Origin of the sequence: Gluconacetobacter azotocaptans (genome assembly GCF_014174355.1) — a bacterium.
In the GTDB taxonomy this organism is placed as follows: Bacteria; Pseudomonadota; Alphaproteobacteria; order Acetobacterales; family Acetobacteraceae; genus Gluconacetobacter; species Gluconacetobacter azotocaptans.
In genome coordinates, this window is record NZ_JABEQF010000003.1 from 293957 (window position 1) to 317013 (window position 23057).

Sequence of the window (23057 nt, forward strand, 5' to 3'; positions counted from 1 at the left end):
CCGTCTGTCTGACCGCGGCAACTTGACGCGGCGTACGCCTTTCCATCATCTATCGCGATGAACCGGGGTGTCCGCAAACGCGGGCTGAGATCAAACCCGTTGTACCTGACCTGGGTCATGCCAGCGTAGGGAGAAGATCATGAAACGCATGCGCAGACATGCGCGCACGCTCTCGGGCGTGTTTGTCCTGTCCCATATTCCCGCCCTGGCCGTTGCCGCGTCCCCCCCGGTCCCTGCTGCCCCGGCCGCATCGTCCGGGACGGTGCCGGAGGGCACGCCGGTCCGTCGTCCCGCCGGCGAACGGATCGTGGTGACGGGCGACGGCACCTTCGCCACCGCCAACGGGCGGATCGGCAACCAGCCCGGCGGTGGGCTGATCCGGCCCGAGACCGCCACGCGGTCGGTCAGCACCCTGTCGGCGGACGCCATTGCCCGGCAGGCGCCGAGCGCCAGCGCGTTCGACATGGTGGCCCTGCTGCCGGGGGCGAACGTCAGTTCCTCCGACCCGCTGGGGTTCGCGGCGCAGACCAACCTCAATGTGCGCGGCCTGTCCGGCGATTCCATCGGCTATGTGCTGGAAGGGATGCCGCTGAACGACATCGCCTATTATTCCGGCTATCCGGGCCAGTTCGCGGACAACGAGAATTATGACGAAATCGCCCTGGCCCAGGGATCGGCCGACCTGGACAGCCCGGTCCTGAATGCCTCCGGCGGGCTGATGTCCCTGCGGTTCCGCGACCCGTCGCACGACGCCGGCGGGATGGTCGACGCCTCCTACGGATCGTATCACACCGACCGGGCATTCGCCCGGATCGACACCGGCGAGATCGGGCACAGCGGCATCCGCGCCTTCGTGTCCTATTCCCATGGCGAGACCAGCAACTGGCGCGGCTCGGGACGCGACCGGCGCCAGCATATCGACTTCAAGGCGGTGAAGGAGTGGGGGGATGGCAACCGCGTGTCGGTGCTGGGCACCTGGAACGACGCAGTGACCAGCAACTACCCCCAGATCGGCATGGCCGACTGGCATGCCTATGGCGTCTCCGGCCCGAACAATTACGCCAGCACCTACGACCCCGGAAACGCGGCCGCCGGGACGGATTACTGGCGGCTGTATCAGGACCCGTACCGCCTGTTCTATGTCGCGGCGCCGTCGCGCTTCACGCTGACGCGCGCGCTGCACCTGTCGGTGACGCCCTATGCCCAGTGGGGGTACGGCAACGCCCCCGGCGGCACCGTGCTGTCCACCACCGGCAACCGGCAGGGAACCGAGGCGCTGCCGTATGCCGTGTCCATTCCCGGCGCGCAGGACGGCATGGCGACGGTGATGGCGGATTATACCCAATCCAGCTATCGCACCGGCTTCACCTCGGCGCTGGACTGGCGGCTGGGGCGCCATCGCCTGACGATGGGGTACTGGTACGACTATTCGGACGATACCGAAACCCAGCCCTTCTCGCCGCTGCCGAGCAACGGCCATCCGGGGAATATCTGGGCGGATTCGGCCGACGGCACGATCCTGCTGCCCGACGGGCGGCAGCTTCTGGGCGGCGACAACCACACGATCTCGCAGGTCAGCGCCCTGTTCGTAGGCGACACGATGTCGTTCCTGGACCAGCGACTGACAATCGAGGCCGGGTTCAAGGAGGTCATGCTGTCGCGCGACGGCACCAACAACCTGCCGGGCCCGCAATACCGGTCGACCATGAACGTGGCCGAACCGCTGCCCAGGCTGGGGGCGCGGTTCCAGATCAATCCGCAGCATCAGATTTTCGCCAGCGTCAGCACGAATTTTCGTGCCCCGGCGGAATCCTCGCTGTACGACGCGTACGACCCCGCCAGCGGGGCGCTGGTCAATGCGGCCAACACCAATTTACGCAACGAATATTCGATTTCCGAGGAAATCGGCTACCGCTATGCTGGCCAGCGGGTGATCGGCAGCGTCACCTTCTTCAATTACAATTTCACCAACCGGCAGATCCAGACGGTGGTGTCGCATAACGGGTCGCTGATCGGATCGACCGTCAACGCCGGCGGCCAGACGTCGCGTGGCATCGATGTCGAAGCCGGGTTGCGGCCCTGGCATCATTTCAGCCCGTACGTATCCGGCGAGTACCTGCACGCCACCATCGACAACGACATGACGATGGACGGCGACGTGCTGCCCACTCAGGGCAAGACGGCCGTGCGCAGCCCGTCGCTGCAGGCCGCGGTCGGCCTGACCTATGACGACGGTACGTTCTTCGGCATGGCCAGCGTCAAATATGTCGGCCACCAATATGCGACCTTCATGAACGACGAACGCATGCCCGACCATACGACCGGAAACCTGACGCTGGGCTACCGGATGTCGTCGATCGGCGTGGCGCGTCATCCGGAATTCCGCCTGAACTTCATCAACATCACCGACAGCCATTATCTGTCCGGCGTCGCCAACCCCACCCTCAACGCGCGCGACACCACCGGCCGGTACGGCACGACGATCGCGGGCGAGGCCCCGACCTATTACGTCGGCGGCGGCTTTGCGGTGATGCTGACCGGTTCCAGCGCGTTCTGATCCCTCCATCGACCGGAGCCGACATGATGAAAAAGCTGCTGCGCCTGCTTGGAGCCTGTTTGAAAATGTGGGCTGGGGAGCGAGAGCGGAACGCAGTGAAGCGCCCGGCGTATGTTTTTGGGCACCGAAGCGGAGCGGCCTTATCGGCCGCCCGCCACGGAGCGCAGAAAACGCGCGTCGGATCACCGCCGGCGCGCATTTTCAAACAGGCTTTGTCGGGGCTTGCGATCGTGCCAATCCTGGGCACGATCCTGGCCGGGCCGGCGGCACGCGCGGATGCGCCGGACAGCGCACCGGAAACCGTGACGGTCATCCTCGACTGGTTTCTCAATGCCGATCACGCGGCCCTGCTGGCGGCGGAGTATGGCGGCGCGTTTCGTCGCCACGGGCTGCGGGTCAAGCTGATCGCGCCGGCCGACCCCGGATCGCCGGCGCGGCTGGTGGCGGCAGGGCAGGCGGATCTGGCGATTTCCTACCAGACGCAACTGGGCATGCTGGCGGAGCAGGGCATTCCGTTGCTGCGGGTCGGTACGCTGATCGACACGCCGCTCGATACCCTGATCGCGGCGCCGGGTATCCGTTCGCTGGCCGACCTGAAGGGGCGGACGATCGGGATCTCGATGGCGGGGGTGGACGACGCCGTGCTGGCGACGATGCTGGGGTCGGTGGGGCTGTCGCTGTCCGACGTGCGGCAGGTCAACGTGAATTTCCAGCTGGAACAGGCGCTGATGTCGCATTCGGTCGATGCCGTGATCGGCGCGACGCGCACCTACGAGCTGATTGACCTGCAGCAGAAGGGCGTCTCGCCGGTCGCCTTCTACCCCGAGGAGCACGGGGTGCCCCTGAATGACGAACTGATCTTCGTCGCGGCGCGCGACCATGCGCACGATGCGCGGATCGTCCGGTTCATGGCGGCGCTGGAGGAGGGGACGAACACCCTGCTGAACCACCCCGACACAATCCTGGCGCAGGCCATCAAGGAGCATCCCGAACTGGACACGCCGTTGAATCGCGCGGCCTGGACGGCGATCCTGCCGCGCGTGTGCAAGCAGCCGTCAGTACTGAACGGCCGGCGCTACCGGGCGTTCATGGCCTTCCTGCGCGAACGGGGTGTGGTGCGACGGGACCTGGCGCTGTCGGCCTACGCCGTCGATCCGGCGGACGGCACGCCGTAGGGCGTGGTGTCATGGCACGTCGCGTCATGAATGGTTTTCTCGGGGCATTGCCCTCGGGGGTCCGGGGCCTCAGGCCCTGGTAGGGTTCGGTCAACGCCCGACCCGTCCTGCCAGTGTAGGGCAGGGCGCCGGGCCCTGCCGGACGGCGTGGGAGTCAGGCGATGCGGTCGGACACGGCGGTGGCGACCACCAGGGCGGCGACGATCGGCAGAAAGGCAACCAGCGGCAGGAACGACGCGACGCCCATCGAGTTGGCGACAAGGTTACCGATTTCCTGAATAAGCATTATCTAAAATCCTATGGATTGGTGTTGGGGCGGGAACCAACACCGAATCCCGGGCCTGCGCAACAGGAAAGAATATGGGGTCTGATAGCTGAAAAATGCATAGTAAACGACACATGAATATTCTGTTCATTCTGTGAACATGTGGTCGTTTACTTGGGTTCGTCGACGGAATAGATCGCAGGGAATCCTGACGCGATTCTAGGCGATAACCGGTGCAGGACCAAATGAGGCCCCGGAAAGTGACTTAATTTTAAGCAGAATGATTTATTTTTCACCACACGCCGATGTGATCGAAAAAAGTTCGCTGGTATCGGCGGGCCGGGGAATATCCCCTGCCCGTGATGCCGGTCAGTTTTTCGGCTTGGGCAGCCGCATCCAGGATGTCGTCATGCGCAGCCCATGCCACGCCACCAGGCTGTCGCACAGGAACATGCCCAGCGCGCCCACCGTGCACGTCAGCGCGACACCGAACATCAGGACCAGCCACCAGGCGACGGCGGAATCCCGCAGGCTGCCCAGGAACAGGACGAAGGCGGCGCCGCAGGCCGATGCCCCGCCGATGGCGCCCAGCAGGATGGCGGCGTCCAGCAGCAGGGTGCGGCGGTGCAAGTGCTTCAGGTGCTGGCGCAGGCGGCGGCGCTGCGTGGCGCTGTTGGCCTGGTCCAGGGTTTCGGTCGCTTTCTCGATATGGTCGGACACGCGGGCCAGGCGCGTGTTGAACAGGTTCAGCAGCGTGCCGATGCCCGACAGCATGAAGACTGGCGTCAGCGCGGTCTGGATCAGATGGGCGACGCTGTCGACGGGTTCGTCGGGGAGCAGGGCGGGAAAGGGGGACAAGATGGGGCGCCTTCCGGTTGGTCGTCGGTTACAGGGTTGAAGCCAATCGGGACGCGCGGCGCAACAGGGCATACCGAGTTGTCTTGTTCCGCTTTCCTGAATCGGCCAGTCTGCGGGTGCAGGAGGGCCGTGCTGTGTCCCATAATTATGCGATGCCGCTGACACCCGAAAGACGTCTGGCCCGCCTGATGGCGCGGATACCGGACGACTGGGCGGTCCGGATCGAGAAAGTGGCGGATGCCGATGCGGTCCTGCGCTGGCGTGCCGCGGTCGGCCTGCCCGACGCCCCACCGCAATGGAGCGCATTTCACGACACCATGCCCGATGCGCTGGAGGCCGCGTGGAAGGCGGCGCGGGCCGGACGGTCCGACGTATCGCAGGGCGGGCGCCCCATCGGATAGAAGGCCTTGAATTTCCGAGGCTTGCGCCTATTGTAACGCTCCCGCGTCTTTCTGGGCCGCCTGGCCATGGATTGTCCGACATGAACCATCGTCCGGCATCGCCGTCCGTCGCCGAATCCCTGTGCGTGACCAGCCGCCCGCCTCGGTGATCGGTATATATTTCGATGTCATATTGACTTCGTCAATCTGGTGTCCCTAGTGTTTACGGAGTGCTTCTGTCGCATGCGGGCATCCCGGCGGAATTTCGGTGATGGGGTGGATGTGTCCGGACGTCCAGGAGGGACATCATGCGAAGGGCCGGCAAGGATAGCCGTTTCGGAATCTTTTCGGTTTTTTCCATCAGGGAATGCGACAGATCCGGGACGGATCGGGGCGAGGGGTGACGGCCCGGTTCTTATACGCACGTGCGGATCTGTTTCCGGCCCTGCACGTATACTGTCGGTTTCTTTCGTCGGCGCGCATGTCTTCGGGGCGAAGCGGCGAAAATCTGGATCGAGTGGATGGACATGGCGTTCCTGACGGATTCATCGCTGTTCCTCTGCCCGGTACCGATCGGCCTTGCCGCGGCGCCGGTCCTGCCTGACCATTTCATCTGTCTTCTCGATCATGCCGGTGACATCACGGGCTGGAGCGCCGATGCCGAGCGGATCTCGGGCTATCGGGCGGCCGATATCCTGGGCCGGCCGTTCTCCGATCTCTTTCCGTCCGACCAGGGTGGGGTGGGTGTGCTGTCGCAGGCGCTGGAGGCCGCGTGGAACTGGGGGCGAGGCGAACGAACCGGCACGGCCGGGCGCAAGGACGGCAGCCGTTTCCGCGCGCAGGTCGTCGTCCATGCCTTTACCGACGACCAGGGCCGGCCGACGGTCGGGGCCGCGGCCTTCATCCGCGACCTGACGGTTCAGAAACTGCCGGCCGGGCCGCACTGCCCGGCTGATACGGCGCTGGATATCATTCTGCGAAAACTGTCCGAAGGGGTTGCGCTGTTCGGGGCCGACCATGGGCTCGTCTATTGCAATGCCCGCTTCGGCGCCATTCTCGGCCTGTCGGAGGACCTTCTTCGATACGGAACGTCGTCCGACCAACTGCTGTCCGAACTGATGGGCGTCCCCGGCGATGGGGGCGATGCGATGGTCCTGCATCAGACTCATGTGGGACTGGAGGAGCAGCGCGACTGGACGATCGAGATCCGGCGCCTGGATCGTTCGGTCCTGCTGTCGTGTTTCGTGCTGCCCGACGGCCGCCGCGTCGTGACCTGCGACGACATGACCGCCCGGCGGCAGGCGGAAAGCCGGGCAACCTACCTCGAACAGCACGATCCCCTGACGGCCCTGGCGAACCTGTACGGTTTGCAGCGGCATCTGCAGATACATTGCGCGCGGCCCGGCAACCGGTTTTCCGTCTTCTATTTTGATCTTTTCGGATTCAAGCGTGTCAACAACACGATGGGGCATGCGGCTGGGGACGAACTGCTGCGGATTGCCGCCGGTCGTATCCGGGCGATCCTGGGATCGTCCGATCTGGGCGCGCATCTTCGCGGCAACAAATTCGCGATCGTCGCGCATTCGGAACAGGAAGATGGGGGGATCGACGCTCTGGCGCGCCGCCTGCGCACCGCCCTGACGCGACCGATTGCCGTTCTGGGGCATGAGGTCACGGTCGGCGTCGGTATCGGCATCGTTCGCTTCCCCGAGGACGGTGCCGATCGCGACACCCTGCTGTGGAACGCCGATATCGCGCTCCAGCACGCGAAGGATGGAGACGCCAGCCGCATCCGTTTCTACGATCCGGACATGGATGAGGCGCGGCGCCGGCGCATGGAGCTGGAACGCGACCTGCGCTTTGCGCTGGAGCGGGACGAATTCGTCCTGTATTACCAACCGTTCCTGAATCTCAAGACCAACCGCATCGTCGGTTTCGAGGCCCTGATCCGGTGGCAGCATCCCCAGCGGGGCCTGGTCTCGCCTGGTGATTTCATCCCGGCCGCCGAAAGCATGGGCCTGATGTACGACATCGGCGTCTGGACGCTGGATGCTGCATGTCGCGAGGCGGTCGGCTGGCCGGCCGATACCGTCGTCTCGGTCAATGTGTCGGCGGCCCAGTTCCGACATGGCGGGCTGGTCGAAACGGTGAAGCGCGCCCTGGCATGCTCGGGGCTGGATGCGATGCGTCTGGAACTGGAAATTACCGAAACCGCGATGATCGACGACGTACCCCATGCGGGCCGCGTGCTGCGCCAGTTGCGCGACATGGGCGTACAGATCGCGCTGGACGATTTCGGGACGGGCTATTCATCCCTCAGCTTCCTGCACAGCCTGCCCTTCACCCGCATCAAGATCGACCGCAGCTTCATCCGCGACATGGGCAACGGCATGGGCGACGGCGGGGCGATCGTCCGGGCGATTACCGGCCTGTGCGGCAGCCTGGGCGTGGTGGCGACCGCCGAAGGGGTGGAGACGCAGGCGCAGTTCGATTACCTGAAGCAGGTGAATTGTTCCGAAATCCAGGGATTTTTCTTCAGCTACCCCTGTCCGGCGGCAGAGGCGCGGAAGCTTCTGGACGTCCATCGGGATTAGGAACCGGTTCAGGGGTCTTCCCGCCTCAAGGGATTGGCCCCTGGGTGCCAAATTATAAGGAAAAGGAAGGTCGGGCTCTGCCCGAACCCGGCAAGGGCTTCGGCCCTTGCATCCCGTTCGTTTCACAAAGTCTGGGGTTTCCAAAGGGCTATGTCCTTTGGTGGGTCAAGGACAACGCCCTTGTCTTCAAATCCAATCGGCGTCCGCCCGTGATGGCGGGCATATTCGGTGGGGGTCAGCCCGGTGTGCGTCCGGAAGCGGGCCGTCAGGTGGCTGTGGCTGCTGAAGCCGCACAGGATGGCGATCCGCGATGGGGGCCAGCCCCGGCGCAGCAGGGTCTGCGCGCGTTCGATCCGCCGGCGCGTCACGAAGCCGTGGGGCGTCTCGCCGCGCGACTGGCGAAAGGCGCGCGCGAAATGGAAGCTGCTCAACCCCGCTGCTCCGGCCAGGTCGTCGAGGGAGAGGGGGTGGTCCATATGGGCATCGACCAGCGCCTCGACCCGGCGGAATGCCGCCATGGACAGGCCGCCTCGCCGTGGCAGGTCGGGACGCCGGTCGGTCATGTGGGCCAGCAGGTAGGCCATCAGGCCCGTCGCCGCCTGGCCCACAGCCACCCGGTCGGCGGGCCGCGACCACTGAAGCGGCAGGATGGCCGACCGCACCACGTCCTCGAGCGGGCCATGCCGGAAATAGGCGTCCTCGCGCAGGCTGACGCGGGCGGGGTCCATGTCGAACATCTCGCACGTCGCGCGGTCGAAGGCATGCGGCGCGATATAGAGATGGAACATCCGGATCGGCCCGCTGACCTCCCAGTCGCTGGTCGCCCGGGCGGGCATCAGGCACAGATCGCCCGCGCCGTTGCTGCACTTCCACCCGTCGTTCAGCCGTTTGCGGAAGCCTTCGCCATGTTCCAGATAAAGGCTGAGGGTATGGTGGTTGGGGTTGTCGTACCGGGTAAACGCAATTTCGTTCCGGTCCCACACCGCGATGGCCAGGCCGTCGCCGATCTGCGATGACGCCTGCAGCGCGACGCCGGCGTCGTGGAGGCAGCGAAATACGGTCAGGTCGGACAGGCTGGTCATCGCACGGGACTGGGCATGGGGTCGTGGCTTCCTGCACCGACCATACAGCGCCGGGGGGCCGGTTCAACGACGATGGCGCCAACAAACAGCATGATCCTGACAGCGGCCGGCCGGCCCCGGCCGGTTGTTTCCGCTAGGCTGGATCAGGTTCCGCCCAGAAAAGGTCCGGTCATGCTTGCCTTGCTGTTCTTCGCGGTCGTCCTGATCTGGGGCACGACGTGGTTTGCCATTCATGTCCAGGTCGGCGTGACGACGCCTCAAACGGCCATTTTCTGGCGTTTTCTTCTGGCGTCCCTGGTGATGGGGGCGTGGTTGCGTCTGTCGGGACGGTGGCGGCCGGTCCCGTTGCGGGTTCATGGCTGGCTGGCCTCGATGGGGGCCTGCCTGTTTTCGTGTAATTTCCTGGCGATCTACGGGTCGGAGACCTATCTGGCCAGCGGCACCGTCTCGGTCATCTTCAGTCTGGCCACCCTGTTCAATACGCTCAACCAATGGGTGTTCTTCCGCCATCGCCCCGGCCTGCGCAGCGTACTGGGCGGGTGCATCGCGATCGCGGGCGTGGGGTTCCTGACCGGCCTGACGGGTGTCGGCGGTATTTCCCCCATCGGAACCATCCTGGCGTTGACGGGCACGTTCCTGTTCTCGTGCGGCAACATGCTGTCCCGCCGGGCGGTGGCTTCGGGGGTCGACCTGCCGAACGCGGTCTTTCGCGGCATGGTGTGGGGATGCGTGTTCCTGGCCGTCCGGGTCCTGGCGGGCGGGTCGTCACTGGCCGGATCGACCGATCCCGCATGGATCGGGTCGCTGCTGTATCTTGCGGTCCCGGGATCGGTGGTGGCGTTCCTGGCCTATCTTCACCTGGTGCATCGGATCGGCGCGGACCGCGCGGCCTATACCACCATCCTGTCGCCCGTCGTCGCGCTGGCGATCTCCATCGTCTATGAAGGCACGCTGTGGACATCGGGCATGACGACCGGTGTGATCCTGATCCTGCTGGGCAATCTGGTCACCTTCGCGCCGCTGGGGCGGCTGGGCGTCCCGACGCCGGTCCGGTCGTAAAGGCACGACCCCGTAGGAGAAGGAAGGTCGGGCTTCGCCCTTGGCGCAAATCGGGCGGACCATGCGCCTGGCCGTATCCGGCAACGCTGGATCGGGGCGGCGGATCGTTCCACACTCGGTCTGACGAACGACGCGGCAACCGGGGCAGGGGACGATATGGACAGGCAGGCGGACAGGGGTGATATGCCGGTCATGATGTCGTCGGTGCTCGATGTGTTGCCCCTGTCGCGCGTCCATGTCCGCCTGCTGCTGATCGGGGGGCTGGGTTATCTGTTCGACGGTCTGGACGGGTCGTCCCTGGCGTTTTTCCTGCCGGTCCTGCGCGGGGCCTGGCATCTGTCGGGCGTGCAGGCGGGGCTGATCGCCTCCAGCACGTCGCAGGGTTATCTGATCGGCTCGTTCCTCTCGGGCTTCCTGGCGGACAGGATCGGTCGCCGGCGCATCATGATGTCGGCGCTGGCGCTGTATTGCGTGGCGTCATGCCTCAGCGCCCTGGCACAGGACTGGCAGTCCTATTTCGTCCTGCGCCTGGTCTGTGGCATCGGCACGGGGGCCGAGGCCGTGGTCATCATCCCCTATATCGCCGAATTCCTGCCGGCACGCCTGCGCGGGCGACTGTGCGGGGCGGTGGTCGGGTTCTTCTCGTTCGGTTATTTCCTGGCCGCGTGCCTGGGCTATTTCGTCGTCTCGGCCGCGCCGGAGGGTTGGCGCATGGCCTCGGTGATGACGGGCCTGCCGATCCTGCTGTTGTTGTGGTGGCGGCGCGCGCTGCCGGAATCGCCGCGCTGGCTGGAAATCCGGGGCCGCCATGCCGAGGCGCGTCTGGTCATCCAGGCATTTGCCGGGGGCAGAGGGCGCGATCGGCTTCCGCCGGACCAGGCGTGGGCGGAGGGGGCTTCGCCGGCCGGTCCGGGTGTGTGGTCGGCGCGGTGGCGTTCGCGGGTGCTGCTGTGCGTGTGGCTGTGGACGTGGCTGTTCTTCTCCTTCTACGGTTTCTTTTCGTGGATTCCGAGCCTGTTGCTGAAGCACGGGCTGAACCTGTCCGACAGTTTCGGCCTGTCGTTGCTGATCTTCGCGGCGCAGATCCCCGGATATTTCGTTGCGGCCTGGCTGAACGGCCCGTTGGGGCGACGGCGGGTGATGATCGGCGCGCTGTTGCTGGCCGCACTGTCGGCGCTGCTGCTGGTCCGGGCAGAGGGCGTCGCCGGCCTGCTGGCGGGGGCCATGGGGCTTTCGGCGGGACTGAACGGCGCGGTCGCGGCGCTGTACGCCTACACGCCCGAACTGTTTCCCACCCGCATCCGCGCGACCGCGATGGGCCTGGCGTCGGGGATCAGCCGCCTGGGGGCCATCGGCGGGGTGTTCGGCGTCAGCCTGATCGCCGAACGCGGCGGCACGGCCCCGGTCTTCGCCGTCACCGGCGCGGCGCTGGGGCTGGCGGTGCTGGCGCTGTTCACGGCCGCGCCGGAAACCGACAACAGCGCCCTGCCCGAACAATGACACGGCGAGCAGCGCCCTGAGACGTGCTGCGGCATGATAGGGTAGCATGGACGCCCAACTTCATGACCCGGGGAGTGAAACCGGATGCAAAAATCCCTCTACGCCACCATGCGCGCGCTGCCGGGACAGGCGGAGCATCTTGCCGGCCTGCTGCGGGACCTGGCGCGCGATGTCCGTGCCGAACCCGGCTGCGTGCGCTTTGTCGTCTACCGCTTGGAAAGCGACCCGGCGTTCTTCCATGTGGAAGAGACCTATCGCGATGCGGCCGCGTTCGAGGCCCATATCGGCATGGCGCATGGCCGGCGTTTCAACGATGCGATCAAGACACTGGTCGAAGGCGGCGCATCGATCGTCACGTTCCTCGATCCGGTGGCGTAGCGGCCACCGGCTGGACTTGTCCAACACCGCGTGGCATGCGCAAAATCTTGAGAGACTGGTTTGAACCATGTCCTGTTCGCGCCCCGCTGCGCGGCGGCACTCTTGCTTGACAGGCCGCAGTTCAAATCAGCCTCTGAGGGACGCAAACTGGTATCTATGATGATCAAGCGCAGGATTACGTTACTCCTGGCCGTGGCTGTTACCGGGTGCGCCCCGGACAATATTGCCAAGCGCCTGACCGGACGCGACTGCAATGCCGGCTATATCCAGGCAGGCGAGGACTGGTGCGCGCCACAGGCCAGGCCACCGGCCCCGCAGCCCTACTGCACGCAGAGCTGGAATGGCGTGGATTGCTGGAGCCGCCCCGACCTTATGCCGAACGTCGCCCGCGAGGTCGCGGAAGGGCCGACGGGTCTGACGCAGGACCAGAACGCGAACAGGCTGAACATGCCCGTCCAGAAGGTCCCGCCGACGAACGCATATATTCCGTAGGGCGGTGGGCGGCCGGCGGCGCCGGCCTTACTCGGGCAGGGAAATCGAATTTATCGAGGACGTTACTTCCTGACGCTTTGTCAGCAGCTTGAACACGCGCTCGCTGTTATGTTCCATCTGCCTGTCCCCGACCCGGTCGGTGATCCAATCCAGCGTGGGCCGATCACCCGCCTGCGCGGCGTCCGACGCCAGACGAAGCGCAAGAGCCTGCTGTTTCCTTGTCAGCGGGTTTTTCTTCGGGATTTCGGTTTCCGCGATCCTGCGCACATCGCGCACCGCCGCGGCCCACTCGTCCTTCCCTTCATGAATGCGCGCACTCATGTCCAGCGCGGCCATGTTCGTATCCCCCCGCAGCAGGGAAAGGGAGGCCGTCTGGTCGCCCGTCGCCAGGGCTATCTTTGCCAATATCCTGCGTTCGTTCGCTTTCAGCTCAACCGGAAGACCGGGATCGTCCGTTCTTGCCAGTGCCTCCGCCGCGTCCTTCGGCAGGTTCCTCGCGATATCGGCGTTCGCAAGCTCCTCGCCCGCCAGCGCGCGGACAGCAGGAGAATCAAGCATCGGGATTGCGTCGGAGAACGCCTGGGCCGCTTCGTCCGGCAGCCCGAGCGCAAGAAGCATCTTGCCATAGGGAACCAGAATGTCCCCCTTCTTCGGCCCGGGCGGCAGCTCCGGCAGATGCGCCCTCAGCAGCGCCGTATTGTGCAGCAGGCTGCCCTGGTCCGTTCCCTTTGCCCCTGCGTCGGCAATCTCGGCAAGGGTCTGGAAAAGAAGCGGAGCGACCATATCGTGCGATACCAGGGACGATGCGGCCTGCGCCTGATCAATGGCGGTCAGCGCGTCGCTCCATTTTTCCATCCGTCCATACACATCGGCCTGCAACAGACGCACGGCGGCTTCCCGGCCGGCCAGACGTGCGTCCGGGATCATGGAGCCGAACTGCTCGGCTGCCGAGTCGGGGGTTATGCGACCATCGGCAAGGTCGAGCGAGATCACCTGCTCGAGGGCCTTTTCGGAAATGATCGGGTTCCTGTTGTCGACCAGCTTCCGGAACGCCGCGTAGGCCCGGTCGCGTTTGCCGGTCCGCAATTCCTTGAACGCGGCGGCCAGCAGGTACGGTGCGCCTGCCGGCATGCCGTCCAGCGCGGACAGCTCATCCGGTGACCCGTAGCGCCCGATCTCTTCGGCGGCGATCGGAAGAACGATATCACGCACGGTATCGGGATAGTTTTTCAGCCTTGCGAAATCCCGCGCCAGAAGGGACGCGGCTTCCGTGTCATGCCCCCCCGTGGACGCTAGATAAAGACCGCGCCAGACCTGCGTCGCACGCACCTGGTCGTCCGGCCATGGTCCGGCCAGCAAGGACGCTTCTTCCGTGCTCCCGCTGAGCAGTTCGGACGCCGCGAGAAGGAACCGGACATCCGACCGGGCCCCTTCTTCCGGGTCATCCTGCAGGGCGACGGTCAGGATGCCGCGCGCTTCCACGAAGGCTCCGGCGCCGAATGCGGCCCGTGCGGCGTCAAGGCGGCGCGCGAAGCGCTGTGCCGGCTGGGAATCCGCGGCGGCGATGGTCGCATTATGGAAGCGTGCCCCAAGCGCCTTGCCCGAAAGGTTTCGAAGGTCCAGCCAGTGCAGGTCGACGTCACTGCCGTAGACCGCCGCCGCACTGTCGGGAACGGATGTGCCGGACGAGGTCAGAAGGGCGCCCTCGGGCGTCGCCTTCAGGCCGATGTCCGGAGACCGGGCCGCAACGACCACCCCCTCCGTCGTCGGCCACACGTCGTACCCGTCTCCGTTTCGAAGCGAAAGGATGCCGCCGTCGTCACTTGCCGAGGTGCCGACAAGAAGTCGCGCGCCCGAGGTCGGGTCGGTGATCGAGAGCACGCGCCCAGGCCGGCGCATCGGGTACAGGATGCCCCCGCTGTCGCCCTGCCGCGGGTTGATGACGGGCCTGTCGTTGTAATCGGCTTCGGGCGGGGGCTTGTCTCCAAGCACCCATCCTTCGGACTGCTGCGACAGGTAGAGATGCCGGGTGTCGGGAAGGCGCACCTGAATCACGGTGGCATCGGGCAGGGTATTGACGGTGAGTGTCGAGAAGATGCCGTCGCCGCGCAACGCGCTGGTGTCCATCGGCTCGGCATTGTCGACGACGATGACGAAATTGTCGCCACTAGGGAACCCGGCGATTCCCATGTGCGGAGGCAGCGGTATCAGAACGCGATTCCGCGAGGGTTCGGCCTGAGGCGGCACGTTCGCCCCCGTGGCGGCGGTCGTGGCCGTGGTCCTGACCCTGGCGTTCCTGCTCCTGTTGCCGGCGCCCGCCTTCGAAGGCGGGGCAGGAACATCAAGAACCGTCGCCTTCCATGAAGACGGCAGTCCTTTCGGGAGCCCCGCTTCGGAGGGATCGTTATCCTGCGGCGCGCCTTGCACCTGGGTCGGGGCAGGGGCAGAGGTGGGGGCGGGGTGGCGCCCGGCGGCCATCACCGGAGTCATAGCCGAGCATGACAGCAGCATGATAACCGGAAGCGCGATGCGACCTCTCACGCGCGAGGCTTTGAAATGCACGTGTCGTCAATCCTGAAGGCTGAATGCCTGGGCGCTGTGGCGAAAATCATCCGCAGCCCGGTTCGTCGGTGACGGCGCATGAAGCGATGATGACCGACGGCGGCGAAACGAAGGCACCCACCCTACGCGTGATGAACCCATCTGACGGAACCGCGCACGTGCGGGCGCCGGTCAGGCGAGCAGGTTGACGAAACTTGCCGTTGCGGAATTCTGCTTGTGCGACGTCGTCGAGGGAATGATCTGTCCCGTCGCATCGAACTGTGCGGACGACGTCGACCCATCGACATTTCTGGACACGATATTCATGCCGGTGGCCGCCGCATGTTCCGGCTTCGCGGCCCGATAGGCCGCATGCGTCATTTCCGTGGTCGCTGCACGCATGCTGGAAGCCAGCGCCGCGGCCGCCGAAGTGTCTGCCATCTTTATCGCCCTTCAAAGTCGGAGAAAGAACAGGGAAAGCAAAGATCTTCCCGGCAGAGAAGCCGAAACGGACCGAACGGCAAACGTGCCGCCGGATTGTAGCTTCCTGCTTTATGATCCCTGTCAGGCACGATGCGTCTTTCCTGGTTCATCATGTTCCGGCAGCGACCGCTGACCCCCGGCATCGACAGGACCGTCCACAACGGCCGCCATGCCATGAGCCATGGCTGACCTATACCACCTCAGATTATGGGATGGCCATGCCTTAGCCAAGGTGTTTTTTGGCCTCTGTCCCCCGTCCTTTCCCACGGAGCAAATATTTAAGAAATGTAACGATGCGGGCCGGTGATAGAGTGCGGACCTGACGCAATGGATCTGAGGCCGATCCGCAGTAACCGTGAAAATTTGGAAAATGGCTGCCATTCTGCCGTTGGCGAATGCGCAAACGAATTTCAGCGTCGGGACACGGCCAGCGATTACCGCGACGGCACGCCCGTTGGCCCGATCACCGACCTTTCCACGGCGGGGGCGAGAGGTTCAGGCTGATGCTGAAAATTCTGCATGGCTTGACAGGAGCGACCATTCCACCCCATCAGTATTCTGTACGACGTCTGATTTTCTGCTTACGAGGGCTAGCAATACAGGCCGAACCGCAACGCTGCCGATCCAGGGGTGTGAGGGGGCCGGACCGCCGGGAATGGACGGCGCGAGCATGGCCAGGCAGGGAAAATCCAAGGGAAGTGGTATGAGGGACGGTGATCATGTGTTCGGCAGGGCGACTGGGCCGGACCAGACCAGCCGGGGGCTGTCCAGCCGTTCTCCATGGGCGACGCGCGCATGACGTTACGTCCCCCGTTCCGCAGGCTGTGGCAGCGGATCGCGGCAGGTGGCATAACCGGCACAGATGGTATAAGTAGCGTGGACCGGCGTTCGGCAGGGCAATACCTGATGGACAGCCTGTGGACTGTATAAATATTCGTGCCCTTGGCCGGTGCCGGGGACATTGCTTGTGGCAGCCGTCAGAAAACCACGAGTGGACCAGGTCGTGATGCAAATACCCCGTCTGTCATTCGGAAAACTTGTACCCATTTCGTCAAGCCTGATGACGCTTCTGCTGGCGATGAACATGCATGCGCTTGCCAGCCACTTTAAAGACGATGGCGCGGACGCGACCGAGCCGACCATCATGCCTCAGGCCCAGGCAGCGGAAGGGCCGGCTGCCGGGACGGGTTCGGACGATCCTCAGCCGTCCGGCCAGGATTCCCCGACCCAGGCCGGCGGCAGGGAGGCCATCAAAAGCACCAATGATGCCCAGGGGTGGATGTCCCTTCTGACGTCCGATGAGAACGGCACAGCCGTAAACGCGGTTTCCCCCTCCGCGCAGGCGAAGAAGGCGTCCGCGTCCGAAGGGGGGTGCCAGCCGGGCGTGCCCTGCGCAAGAACAGCATCGGCGGCGACCGGCCCGGACGGGGATGTCGATCCCAAGGTCGGCAAGGCCGAGGCGGACCTGGTCAGGGATATTCTGGCGCGCCGATCCGGCATCGACAGTGAACAGAAGACTCTGGACGATCAGAGGCATGTCCTCAATGCGGCCAATGCCGCGCTTGACCAGCGAATGCGCGACCTCGACGCGTCCATGGCGCAGCTTGCCCAAAAGCAGGCGGCACAACGCGAGATCATGCTGGCCGAGACCGACAGGCTGGTGAGGATATACGAGGACATGCCCGCCAAGGAGGCTGCGGCGGTCTTCAACATCATGGATATCCATGTGCTGGTGTCTCTCGCCAACACGATGAGCCCTCGGAAGGTTTCAGCCATCATGGGGTACATGACGCCGGAACGTGTGAACCTGGTTTCACAATTCCTGGCTGGCGTGAGGAGTTTCCACACGACCCATGCATCGGACGACGGCAAGGCGGAGCAGGCGGCCGATATCGGGGCATCGCCCTGGTGGTCGCGGAACCCGCCCACGCAGCGGCTGGCCGAGCAGGGGCCGCTGAAACCTTCGCGGCAATAGCCATGAACCTCGCCGGGTTTGTCACGGGGGAACGCGTCCCGGAGTGACGGCCAAAGGCGGGTCAGGATGGTCAGGATCGTGGGCCAGGTGTAGAAACGGTTTGTGGTGACACGCCAGAATTTCATAACCGATGGTAAAGAGTAACGGACGGCAGACGGTGCGATGATGACTCACCCCGCAATGAAGGCTTACCGCAGCGTCGCGGACACTTCCCTGACAGGAAGACAGGCCGACGCAGCATGTTTCAAAATGCTCGCCAATGAACTTGAGACCGCCGCGGCGAGTGCCGATCCGACTGTCCGGCTGAAGGCTCTGTCGAGGCATCAGCGGCTCTGGTCGATGATTATGAAGGTGAATGCCCTGGATGCAGGCCTCACCCCGCTCGATGAGCGCAAACTTTTTGTCACTCTGGCAAATCAGGCCCAGAGATACGCGATCAAGGCCATGCTGGAGCCCGATTTGCCTCTCACCCCCTTGATTGAGATCGCGGAAAACGTTCGCTCCGGTCTGGAGGCAGTCGTGAGCGACAGTGAGCAGGAATTCAACACCGACATCCATCTCTAAGGCAACGGCAGGCGGGGCCACCGAAGCGGAGAGGCGTCTGAGGCAGGTTACGCGGCCCTTCTTGGCCGCATTGCCCGCGAATGATCGTTCAGAGAAAAACGGCCGCGTCGCACGCGGGTCCCGAATCTTCGGGAAGGAAACCCGCCGTCGAATACGAAAAGGTCGGCCCGCCCCTATCGGCAGGCCGACCGGACCATCATTATTGCTTCATCGCGATCGTGCTCTGAAGCAGCTGATCGGCTGTCGTGACGACCTTCGTATTGGCCGAATAAGCCTCCTGCGCGACGATCAGCGCGGACAGGTCGCTGGTCAGATCCGTGGTCGAGGACTCGACGTAGCCGACCGACAGGCTTCCCGTCCCATTTTCACCAACGGTACCTGTCCGCGCGGCGCCGGACGACGCCGTGGCCGTATAGGCCTGGCCGTCGACGGCGTTCAGCCCATCGAGGTTGGCAAAATTGGTGAGCGCGACCTTGCCGATAAGCTGCGTGTCGCCATTGTCGAACACGGCCATGACCGAGCCGTCGTCCTGGATCTCGGCCCCCTGATATGTGCCGCTGGCGACGCTGTCGCTGGTCAGTGCCGTGGAATCCGTGCTCAGGGCGGTCGCGGACAGGGAGGCGCCGCTGAGATTCATGGCATAAGTTGTGCCGTTAACGGTCGCGCTCAGAGCGCCCAATCCACCAGGAACCGCCGTCGGCGACGCCGGGTTCGAGATGTCTGTCACGGTTGTGGTGCCGTCAGCGTTGAAAACGACACTGTAAGGGACGGAACTGACCGGCGAGGTCCCTGAGGCGTCGTAAGGATCAACCGCCTGAACCGTCCACGTCGGAGGCGCGGCGGACGTCTGGGTCCACGCGGCCGATACGGGGGTTCCGCCAACATCCGTCGGCGTCGTCATGTACGTCTGCTGCGACCCTGTTTTGGTCCCCAGGGTGGTCGCCGCCATCGTCAGCGTGGGAGGAGTCGGTGTTGTGTCGAGCGTCAGGCCGGAGGCCTGGGGCGTGCTCGGGGTGCCCGTGGCGGCGGCCATCGTGGTGCCGCTGGTCCCCCCGATCGTGCCGAGGTCGAGCGTTATGTTCTGCGAAATCCCGTTGGCGCTCGTCGATGTGATGGTCGGCTCGACAGACGCCCCGCTCAGGGTCGAAGAATTGTAAGGGGCGCCGTCGCTGGTGCCGGTGACCGAGGCCAGGGCGCCATTGCTGTCGAAGGTCACCTGAAAATCGTTCGAGGCAATCTTTCCGGTGCCGTCCGCGTCATAGGCGCTGACATTCCAGACCAGAGGGTTTGTTGAACTCTGCGCCCAGGTCAGCGCAACCTTGGAGGCATTGCCGTTCGCGTCATACGTGGTGGCCGGCGCCGTCGTATAGCTCTGGTTGTAGGGACCCGTGGACGTGCTGCTCGGCAATGTTCCAACGGCGGCTGACAGCGTCAGGGTGGTCGTCTCCGTCGGGCGGAAGGCGACGTTGGCGATGTTGAGCTGCGTCAGGGACGTTCCAAGGGCGCCGGTCTTGGGGTCGACCTGGTACCCATCAAGGTAATAGCCGCTGGTGTTGACCAGATAGCCGGCCTTGTTCTCGTAGAACTCGCCGTTCCGCGTGTAGTACTGCCGGTTCTCGAACTGCGTGGTACCGGACGTGGCCTGGCCGGTCTCCTTCGACACGTCGAACAGACCGCTGCCGGATATCGCCATGGCCAGATCATCGGTGCTGGCAGAGGCGGTGCCCTGCTGGCTCACATGCTGCACGGTGACGGCGCTGACCGAATCCGAAACGTCCTGAGACGTCGAGGAGCCGGCCATCGATCCGGCCACGAAGTCCTGGAACGCCGTCGAGTTGGCCTTGTAACCCACTGTCTGGCTGTTGGCGATGTTGTTACTGAGGTTCGTGAACGCGGTTGACTGCGCGTTGATGCCGCTGACAGCCGTGGAAAGGGCATTAAAAACTGACATAAGCCGTCCCTGCCTCGTGCGAGCTGCTGTCTGGCCCGTCCGCCATCCGGCAGAAAAGAACCATTGCTTTCATCGTGAGCACAACGCATCACAATGCCGCTTGCTTCACCGTTCAGGGTAAAGCGAACATAAGCTGATGGGCCTTACGGGCATGGAATGGCGGCCGAAACATCCCCAGCGCGTCACCTGTGCCTTAACTTTGAGTGTTGAGTAGCATGCGCCCCATGAAATGCAAGGCCTTCCTTCACGGGACAGCGATGATTTGTTTCCTGTAACAGAGTAATACAACCGACGAAAACAAGGACATAATGCGCAGGCCAAGACCGTGGCAATGCGCTCAGGCGGGCCGTTACGTCTGCTGCGGCGCGCGCGCGCCGGGTGTCTTGAGCTTCGTGACGTACGCGATAATCGCCGCGACCGGCTGGAAATATTCGGGCGGGATCTCGGAATCCATAGGAAGCGTATAAAGGGCGCGGGCCAGGGGCGGGTTCGACACCGTGGGCACCTTTGCGTCCTCGGCGGCATGCCGGATGCGTACCGCCAGTTCGTCGATCCCTTTGGCGACAACCTGTGGCGCGCCCCCCGAACCGGTCTCGTACAATAGGGCCACGGCGTAATGTGTCGGATTCGTCACGACGACCGTGGCCGTTTTGGCGGCCTGGATCATGCGTTGCCGCGCACGCTTGCGGCGGATCTGCTGCAGCCGTCCCTTCACCTTGGGATCGCCTTCCGACTGGCGAAACTCTTCCTTGATGTCCTGAAAGCTCATGCGCAGCTTGCGTATCCGGTCGTAGCGCGTCCACAGGTCATCGAGAACCGCTATGACGGCCTGCACGACAAGGATGACCAGCGTGGCATAGGCGAACCACGAGACGAGTTCCGAGGCGAGGCGGGTAACCGTCCATCGCTCGGCCTCCGGCGCCACGCCAAGCGTCCCCTTCGCCACGCCGTAGAGAAGAAATCCAAACACCGAGAACTTGGTGATGCTCTTGAGCAGTTCGATCACGTTGTTGAGGCTGAATATGCGTTTGAGACCCCGCAGGGGCGACAGGCGCGTGAGATCGGGGACAAGTGCCTGCGGACGGAACAGAAGGCTCGTCTGGAACAGGCTGCATGCAACGGTCACCACGACGCTGCCCAGCACCAGCGGCGCCGCGAACTGCGCCCCTTCCAGGCCCATCTGTATGGTCACCCGGTAAATCGACGTCATATCCGGCGGGATACTGTCGAAATGGCCCATGATGCCGCCCATATGCGCGACAAACCTGCGTCCTGATGTGACGGCCGTCACGGTGGTGAAGATGAGCAGGAATGCGCCAAGTGCCACCAGCATCTGCACTTCGCGGGACTGGGCGACGTTGCCCTCGTCACGCGCGGTCTGAAGCCTTTTGCCGGTGGGGGCCTGGCTCCGTTCGCCGGTCGATTCATCAGCCATGCGCGCAGGTCCTCGGAATCCGTTTACAAACGGACGTTCAACGGTGCGATGTGCCGGCACCTATCCCGGGCAGGCCGACAAGAAGATCCCCCGCCCGTTCCTGCCACACGCCTGTCATCACCTGGATGAGCATGGCCAGAAGCAGCACCCCGCCCAGCAACTGGGCCGGCATGGCAATGGAATAGACCTGAATCGCCGGCATAAGCCGGTTCAGCACGCCCAGCATCGCGGGCCATAAGGTTCCGATCAGGACAAACGGCGCGGCCAGCTGGATCGCCAGGGCGAAAGCCTGCGACGTGGCCTCCGTGACACTGCGCGCCATGTCGCCGACCATGGGCATGTGCCCGGGAGGGAACAGGCTGTATGAGCCCGTGACGGCGGCCAGCGGCAACACATACAGGCCGGTCGACAGAAAAATGACCGGGATCAGCATTGACGCCATGCTGCTGATCGCCGTGCTTGATGCACCGAGTTCGGCGTCCGGTTGGAGCACGCTGGACAGGCCGGTGAAAACGGCGATGATCTGCATGGCGATATTCAGCGACACCGCGATAAGCCGCGCCAGCCACCCGATGAATGCGCCGCACAGCAGTTCGCCCGCGATGACCGCCACCGCCACGGAGGGCATACGCAAGGCGTCCCCCGATACCTCCACGAGACGGTCCTGGACCACCGGCAGGATAACGAAGGTCGTGGACAGGGCGATCCCGGCCCGGACCACCATCGGGGAGGTGGTTTCGCCGAGACCGGGGGCCGTCATGACCAGGGCGCTGACACGGCACAGGACGACAAGAAACATGGCGGCGAGAGCGGCCACCGATCCGTCCAGGAAAGACGGATGACCCGTCATGCGGGCGAGGCCGCCTTTGCCGCCCGCCCGTCTTTCACGAGCCACCGACCATGACCATCTGGTCGAAGATGAGGTGAGCGTATGTATTCAGCGTGGAATACATGAACGATCCCGTCAGCAGCAGGGCGGCCATGGCTGCGGCGAACTTCGGCACGAAGGACAGCGTCGCCTCGCTCACCTGCGTCATGGCCTGAAACAACGAGACCAGCATGCCGGCGCACAGCGACGCCAGCAGGGACGGGGCCCCCATCTTCACGGCCACCAGGAGTGTCTGGCGCAGCACCTCATGGATATCGACCGAATGATGCATATACCAATCCGCGTTTCGAATAACTCTTCGGGGGCCGCCAAAGGTCCATGATCGGGGTCCAGGGCCTCAGGCCCTGGTGGGTTCGGGCAAAGCCCGACCTGCCCCATTTTCTGTGACCCAGGAGGCTGCCCGTCAGATCGACATTCTCATGACGTCTTGATAGGCCTGAACAATGCGGTCGCGGATCGTTGTCACGGTTTGCAGGGTCAGCTTTGCCTCTTCGACCGACGTTGCGATGTCCGTCATGTTGCCCTGGCCCGACAGCCCGGCCGCGGTCTGCGCCTCGGCTGTCTTCCCCTGCGTGATGGCACCCTTGAGCGCATTCTGCAGTGCATCGCTGAACCCGGACACCACGTCGGACGATTGCGTGCCTCCATCGGCGTCCTGCGTGTTGGCGGACGCCTGCATGGCTTTCTGCGTCAACCCATAGGCGTTGACCGCATCGAGACCGCGTGTGGTGATATCGTTTATCATCGTGTCCGCGCCCAGCCCCCGCGGGTCTCAGCCGAGACCGCAAGTGCACTCCTGCCAATTATCCAAAGGGTCCATAACCTAGCCATTCCGCGATCACAAGGCTGTCCGGCCCGGAAAAACGCCACGATGAGCAT

General features: G+C 64.2%; 20 protein-coding genes and 1 riboswitch. Of the genes, 10 read left to right on the forward strand and 10 right to left on the reverse strand.

What is annotated here, in order from left to right; genetic code table 11:
• Positions 1-53 precede the first annotated feature (53 nt).
• Positions 54-149: riboswitch (TPP riboswitch) on the forward strand.
• Positions 140-2557 carry a TonB-dependent receptor gene (locus tag HLH34_RS05380; RefSeq protein ID WP_183118556.1) on the forward strand — a complete coding sequence of 806 codons (2418 nt, stop codon included), beginning with the start codon at positions 140-142 and terminating at the stop codon, positions 2555-2557. (Overlaps the previous riboswitch by 10 nt.)
• Positions 2558-2787: 230 nt before the next feature.
• The gene (locus HLH34_RS05385; RefSeq protein ID WP_456305548.1) at positions 2788-3732 is read left to right on the forward strand and encodes an ABC transporter substrate-binding protein; all 945 of its coding nucleotides are present in this window, start codon (positions 2788-2790) and stop codon (positions 3730-3732) included.
• 154 nt (positions 3733-3886) lie between these two features.
• On the opposite strand, the gene HLH34_RS19605 is transcribed toward HLH34_RS05385, so the two are convergent.
• The gene (locus HLH34_RS19605; RefSeq protein WP_264784490.1) at positions 3887-4018 is read right to left on the reverse strand and encodes a hypothetical protein; all 132 of its coding nucleotides are present in this window, start codon (positions 4016-4018) and stop codon (positions 3887-3889) included.
• 348 nt (positions 4019-4366) lie between these two features.
• Positions 4367-4855, reverse strand: coding sequence for a DUF2721 domain-containing protein (locus tag HLH34_RS05390; RefSeq protein ID WP_240161482.1), 489 nt, complete (start codon positions 4853-4855; stop codon positions 4367-4369).
• Positions 4856-4989: 134 nt separating this feature from the next.
• On the opposite strand from HLH34_RS05390, the gene HLH34_RS05395 reads away from it, so the two are divergent.
• Both HLH34_RS05395 and HLH34_RS05400 read left to right on the forward strand, forming a co-directional pair.
• Positions 4990-5256, forward strand: a complete 267-nt coding sequence (locus HLH34_RS05395; protein WP_183118558.1) for a hypothetical protein — start codon at positions 4990-4992, stop codon at positions 5254-5256.
• Positions 5257-5756: 500 nt separating this feature from the next.
• A complete protein-coding gene (locus HLH34_RS05400) occupies positions 5757-7829 on the forward strand; it encodes a putative bifunctional diguanylate cyclase/phosphodiesterase (protein ID WP_244959663.1) in 2073 nt (690 codons plus the stop codon).
• Between the two features lie 122 nt (positions 7830-7951).
• Here the strand turns inward: HLH34_RS05400 and HLH34_RS05405 are convergent, their stop codons facing one another.
• The gene (locus HLH34_RS05405; RefSeq protein ID WP_183118559.1) at positions 7952-8911 is read right to left on the reverse strand and encodes a helix-turn-helix transcriptional regulator; all 960 of its coding nucleotides are present in this window, start codon (positions 8909-8911) and stop codon (positions 7952-7954) included.
• A 171-nt stretch (positions 8912-9082) separates the two neighbouring features.
• Between HLH34_RS05405 and HLH34_RS05410 the strand changes: the two genes are divergently transcribed.
• The 4 genes from HLH34_RS05410 to HLH34_RS05425 all read left to right on the forward strand — a co-directional run bounded on the left by HLH34_RS05410 (position 9083) and on the right by HLH34_RS05425 (position 12340).
• Positions 9083-9970 (forward strand): DMT family transporter, encoded by an 888-nt coding sequence (locus tag HLH34_RS05410; protein WP_183118560.1) that lies wholly within the window; start codon positions 9083-9085, stop codon positions 9968-9970.
• Positions 9971-10153: 183 nt separating this feature from the next.
• Complete coding sequence (locus HLH34_RS05415; protein WP_183118561.1) at positions 10154-11470, forward strand: MFS transporter; 1317 nt, start codon at positions 10154-10156, stop codon at positions 11468-11470.
• An 84-nt stretch (positions 11471-11554) separates the two neighbouring features.
• Complete coding sequence (locus tag HLH34_RS05420) at positions 11555-11848, forward strand: putative quinol monooxygenase (RefSeq protein WP_183118562.1); 294 nt, start codon at positions 11555-11557, stop codon at positions 11846-11848.
• A gap of 156 nt (positions 11849-12004) precedes the next feature.
• Positions 12005-12340, forward strand: coding sequence for a hypothetical protein (locus HLH34_RS05425; RefSeq protein WP_183118563.1), 336 nt, complete (start codon positions 12005-12007; stop codon positions 12338-12340).
• 27 nt (positions 12341-12367) lie between these two features.
• Here the strand turns inward: HLH34_RS05425 and HLH34_RS05430 are convergent, their stop codons facing one another.
• Both HLH34_RS05430 and HLH34_RS05435 read right to left on the reverse strand, forming a co-directional pair.
• Positions 12368-14530, reverse strand: a complete 2163-nt coding sequence (locus HLH34_RS05430; protein ID WP_240161480.1) for a tetratricopeptide repeat protein — start codon at positions 14528-14530, stop codon at positions 12368-12370.
• A gap of 543 nt (positions 14531-15073) precedes the next feature.
• Positions 15074-15322 carry a hypothetical protein gene (locus tag HLH34_RS05435; protein WP_183118564.1) on the reverse strand — a complete coding sequence of 83 codons (249 nt, stop codon included), beginning with the start codon at positions 15320-15322 and terminating at the stop codon, positions 15074-15076.
• Positions 15323-16355: 1033 nt separating this feature from the next.
• On the opposite strand from HLH34_RS05435, the gene HLH34_RS05440 reads away from it, so the two are divergent.
• Together HLH34_RS05440 and HLH34_RS05445 are read left to right on the forward strand one after the other, a co-directional pair.
• Positions 16356-17339: a MotE family protein gene (locus tag HLH34_RS05440; RefSeq protein ID WP_342354496.1), complete on the forward strand. Its 984-nt coding sequence runs from the start codon at positions 16356-16358 to the stop codon at positions 17337-17339.
• A 162-nt stretch (positions 17340-17501) separates the two neighbouring features.
• Positions 17502-17903: a flagellar biosynthesis regulator FlaF gene (locus tag HLH34_RS05445; protein ID WP_183118565.1), complete on the forward strand. Its 402-nt coding sequence runs from the start codon at positions 17502-17504 to the stop codon at positions 17901-17903.
• A gap of 199 nt (positions 17904-18102) precedes the next feature.
• On the opposite strand, the gene HLH34_RS05450 is transcribed toward HLH34_RS05445, so the two are convergent.
• The 5 genes from HLH34_RS05450 to HLH34_RS05470 form a co-directional block, all read right to left on the reverse strand.
• On the reverse strand, positions 18103-19854 hold the full coding sequence (locus HLH34_RS05450) for a flagellar hook-basal body complex protein (RefSeq protein ID WP_183118566.1): 1752 nt from the start codon (positions 19852-19854) through the stop codon (positions 18103-18105).
• A gap of 349 nt (positions 19855-20203) precedes the next feature.
• Positions 20204-21289, reverse strand: coding sequence for an EscU/YscU/HrcU family type III secretion system export apparatus switch protein (locus tag HLH34_RS05455; RefSeq protein ID WP_183118567.1), 1086 nt, complete (start codon positions 21287-21289; stop codon positions 20204-20206).
• 37 nt (positions 21290-21326) lie between these two features.
• Complete coding sequence (locus HLH34_RS05460; protein WP_183118568.1) at positions 21327-22139, reverse strand: flagellar biosynthetic protein FliR; 813 nt, start codon at positions 22137-22139, stop codon at positions 21327-21329.
• Positions 22140-22173: 34 nt separating this feature from the next.
• Positions 22174-22449 carry a flagellar biosynthetic protein FliQ gene (locus HLH34_RS05465; protein WP_183118569.1) on the reverse strand — a complete coding sequence of 92 codons (276 nt, stop codon included), beginning with the start codon at positions 22447-22449 and terminating at the stop codon, positions 22174-22176.
• 132 nt (positions 22450-22581) lie between these two features.
• Complete coding sequence (locus HLH34_RS05470) at positions 22582-22923, reverse strand: flagellar hook-basal body complex protein FliE (RefSeq protein WP_183118570.1); 342 nt, start codon at positions 22921-22923, stop codon at positions 22582-22584.
• Positions 22924-23057: the final 134 nt, after the last annotated feature.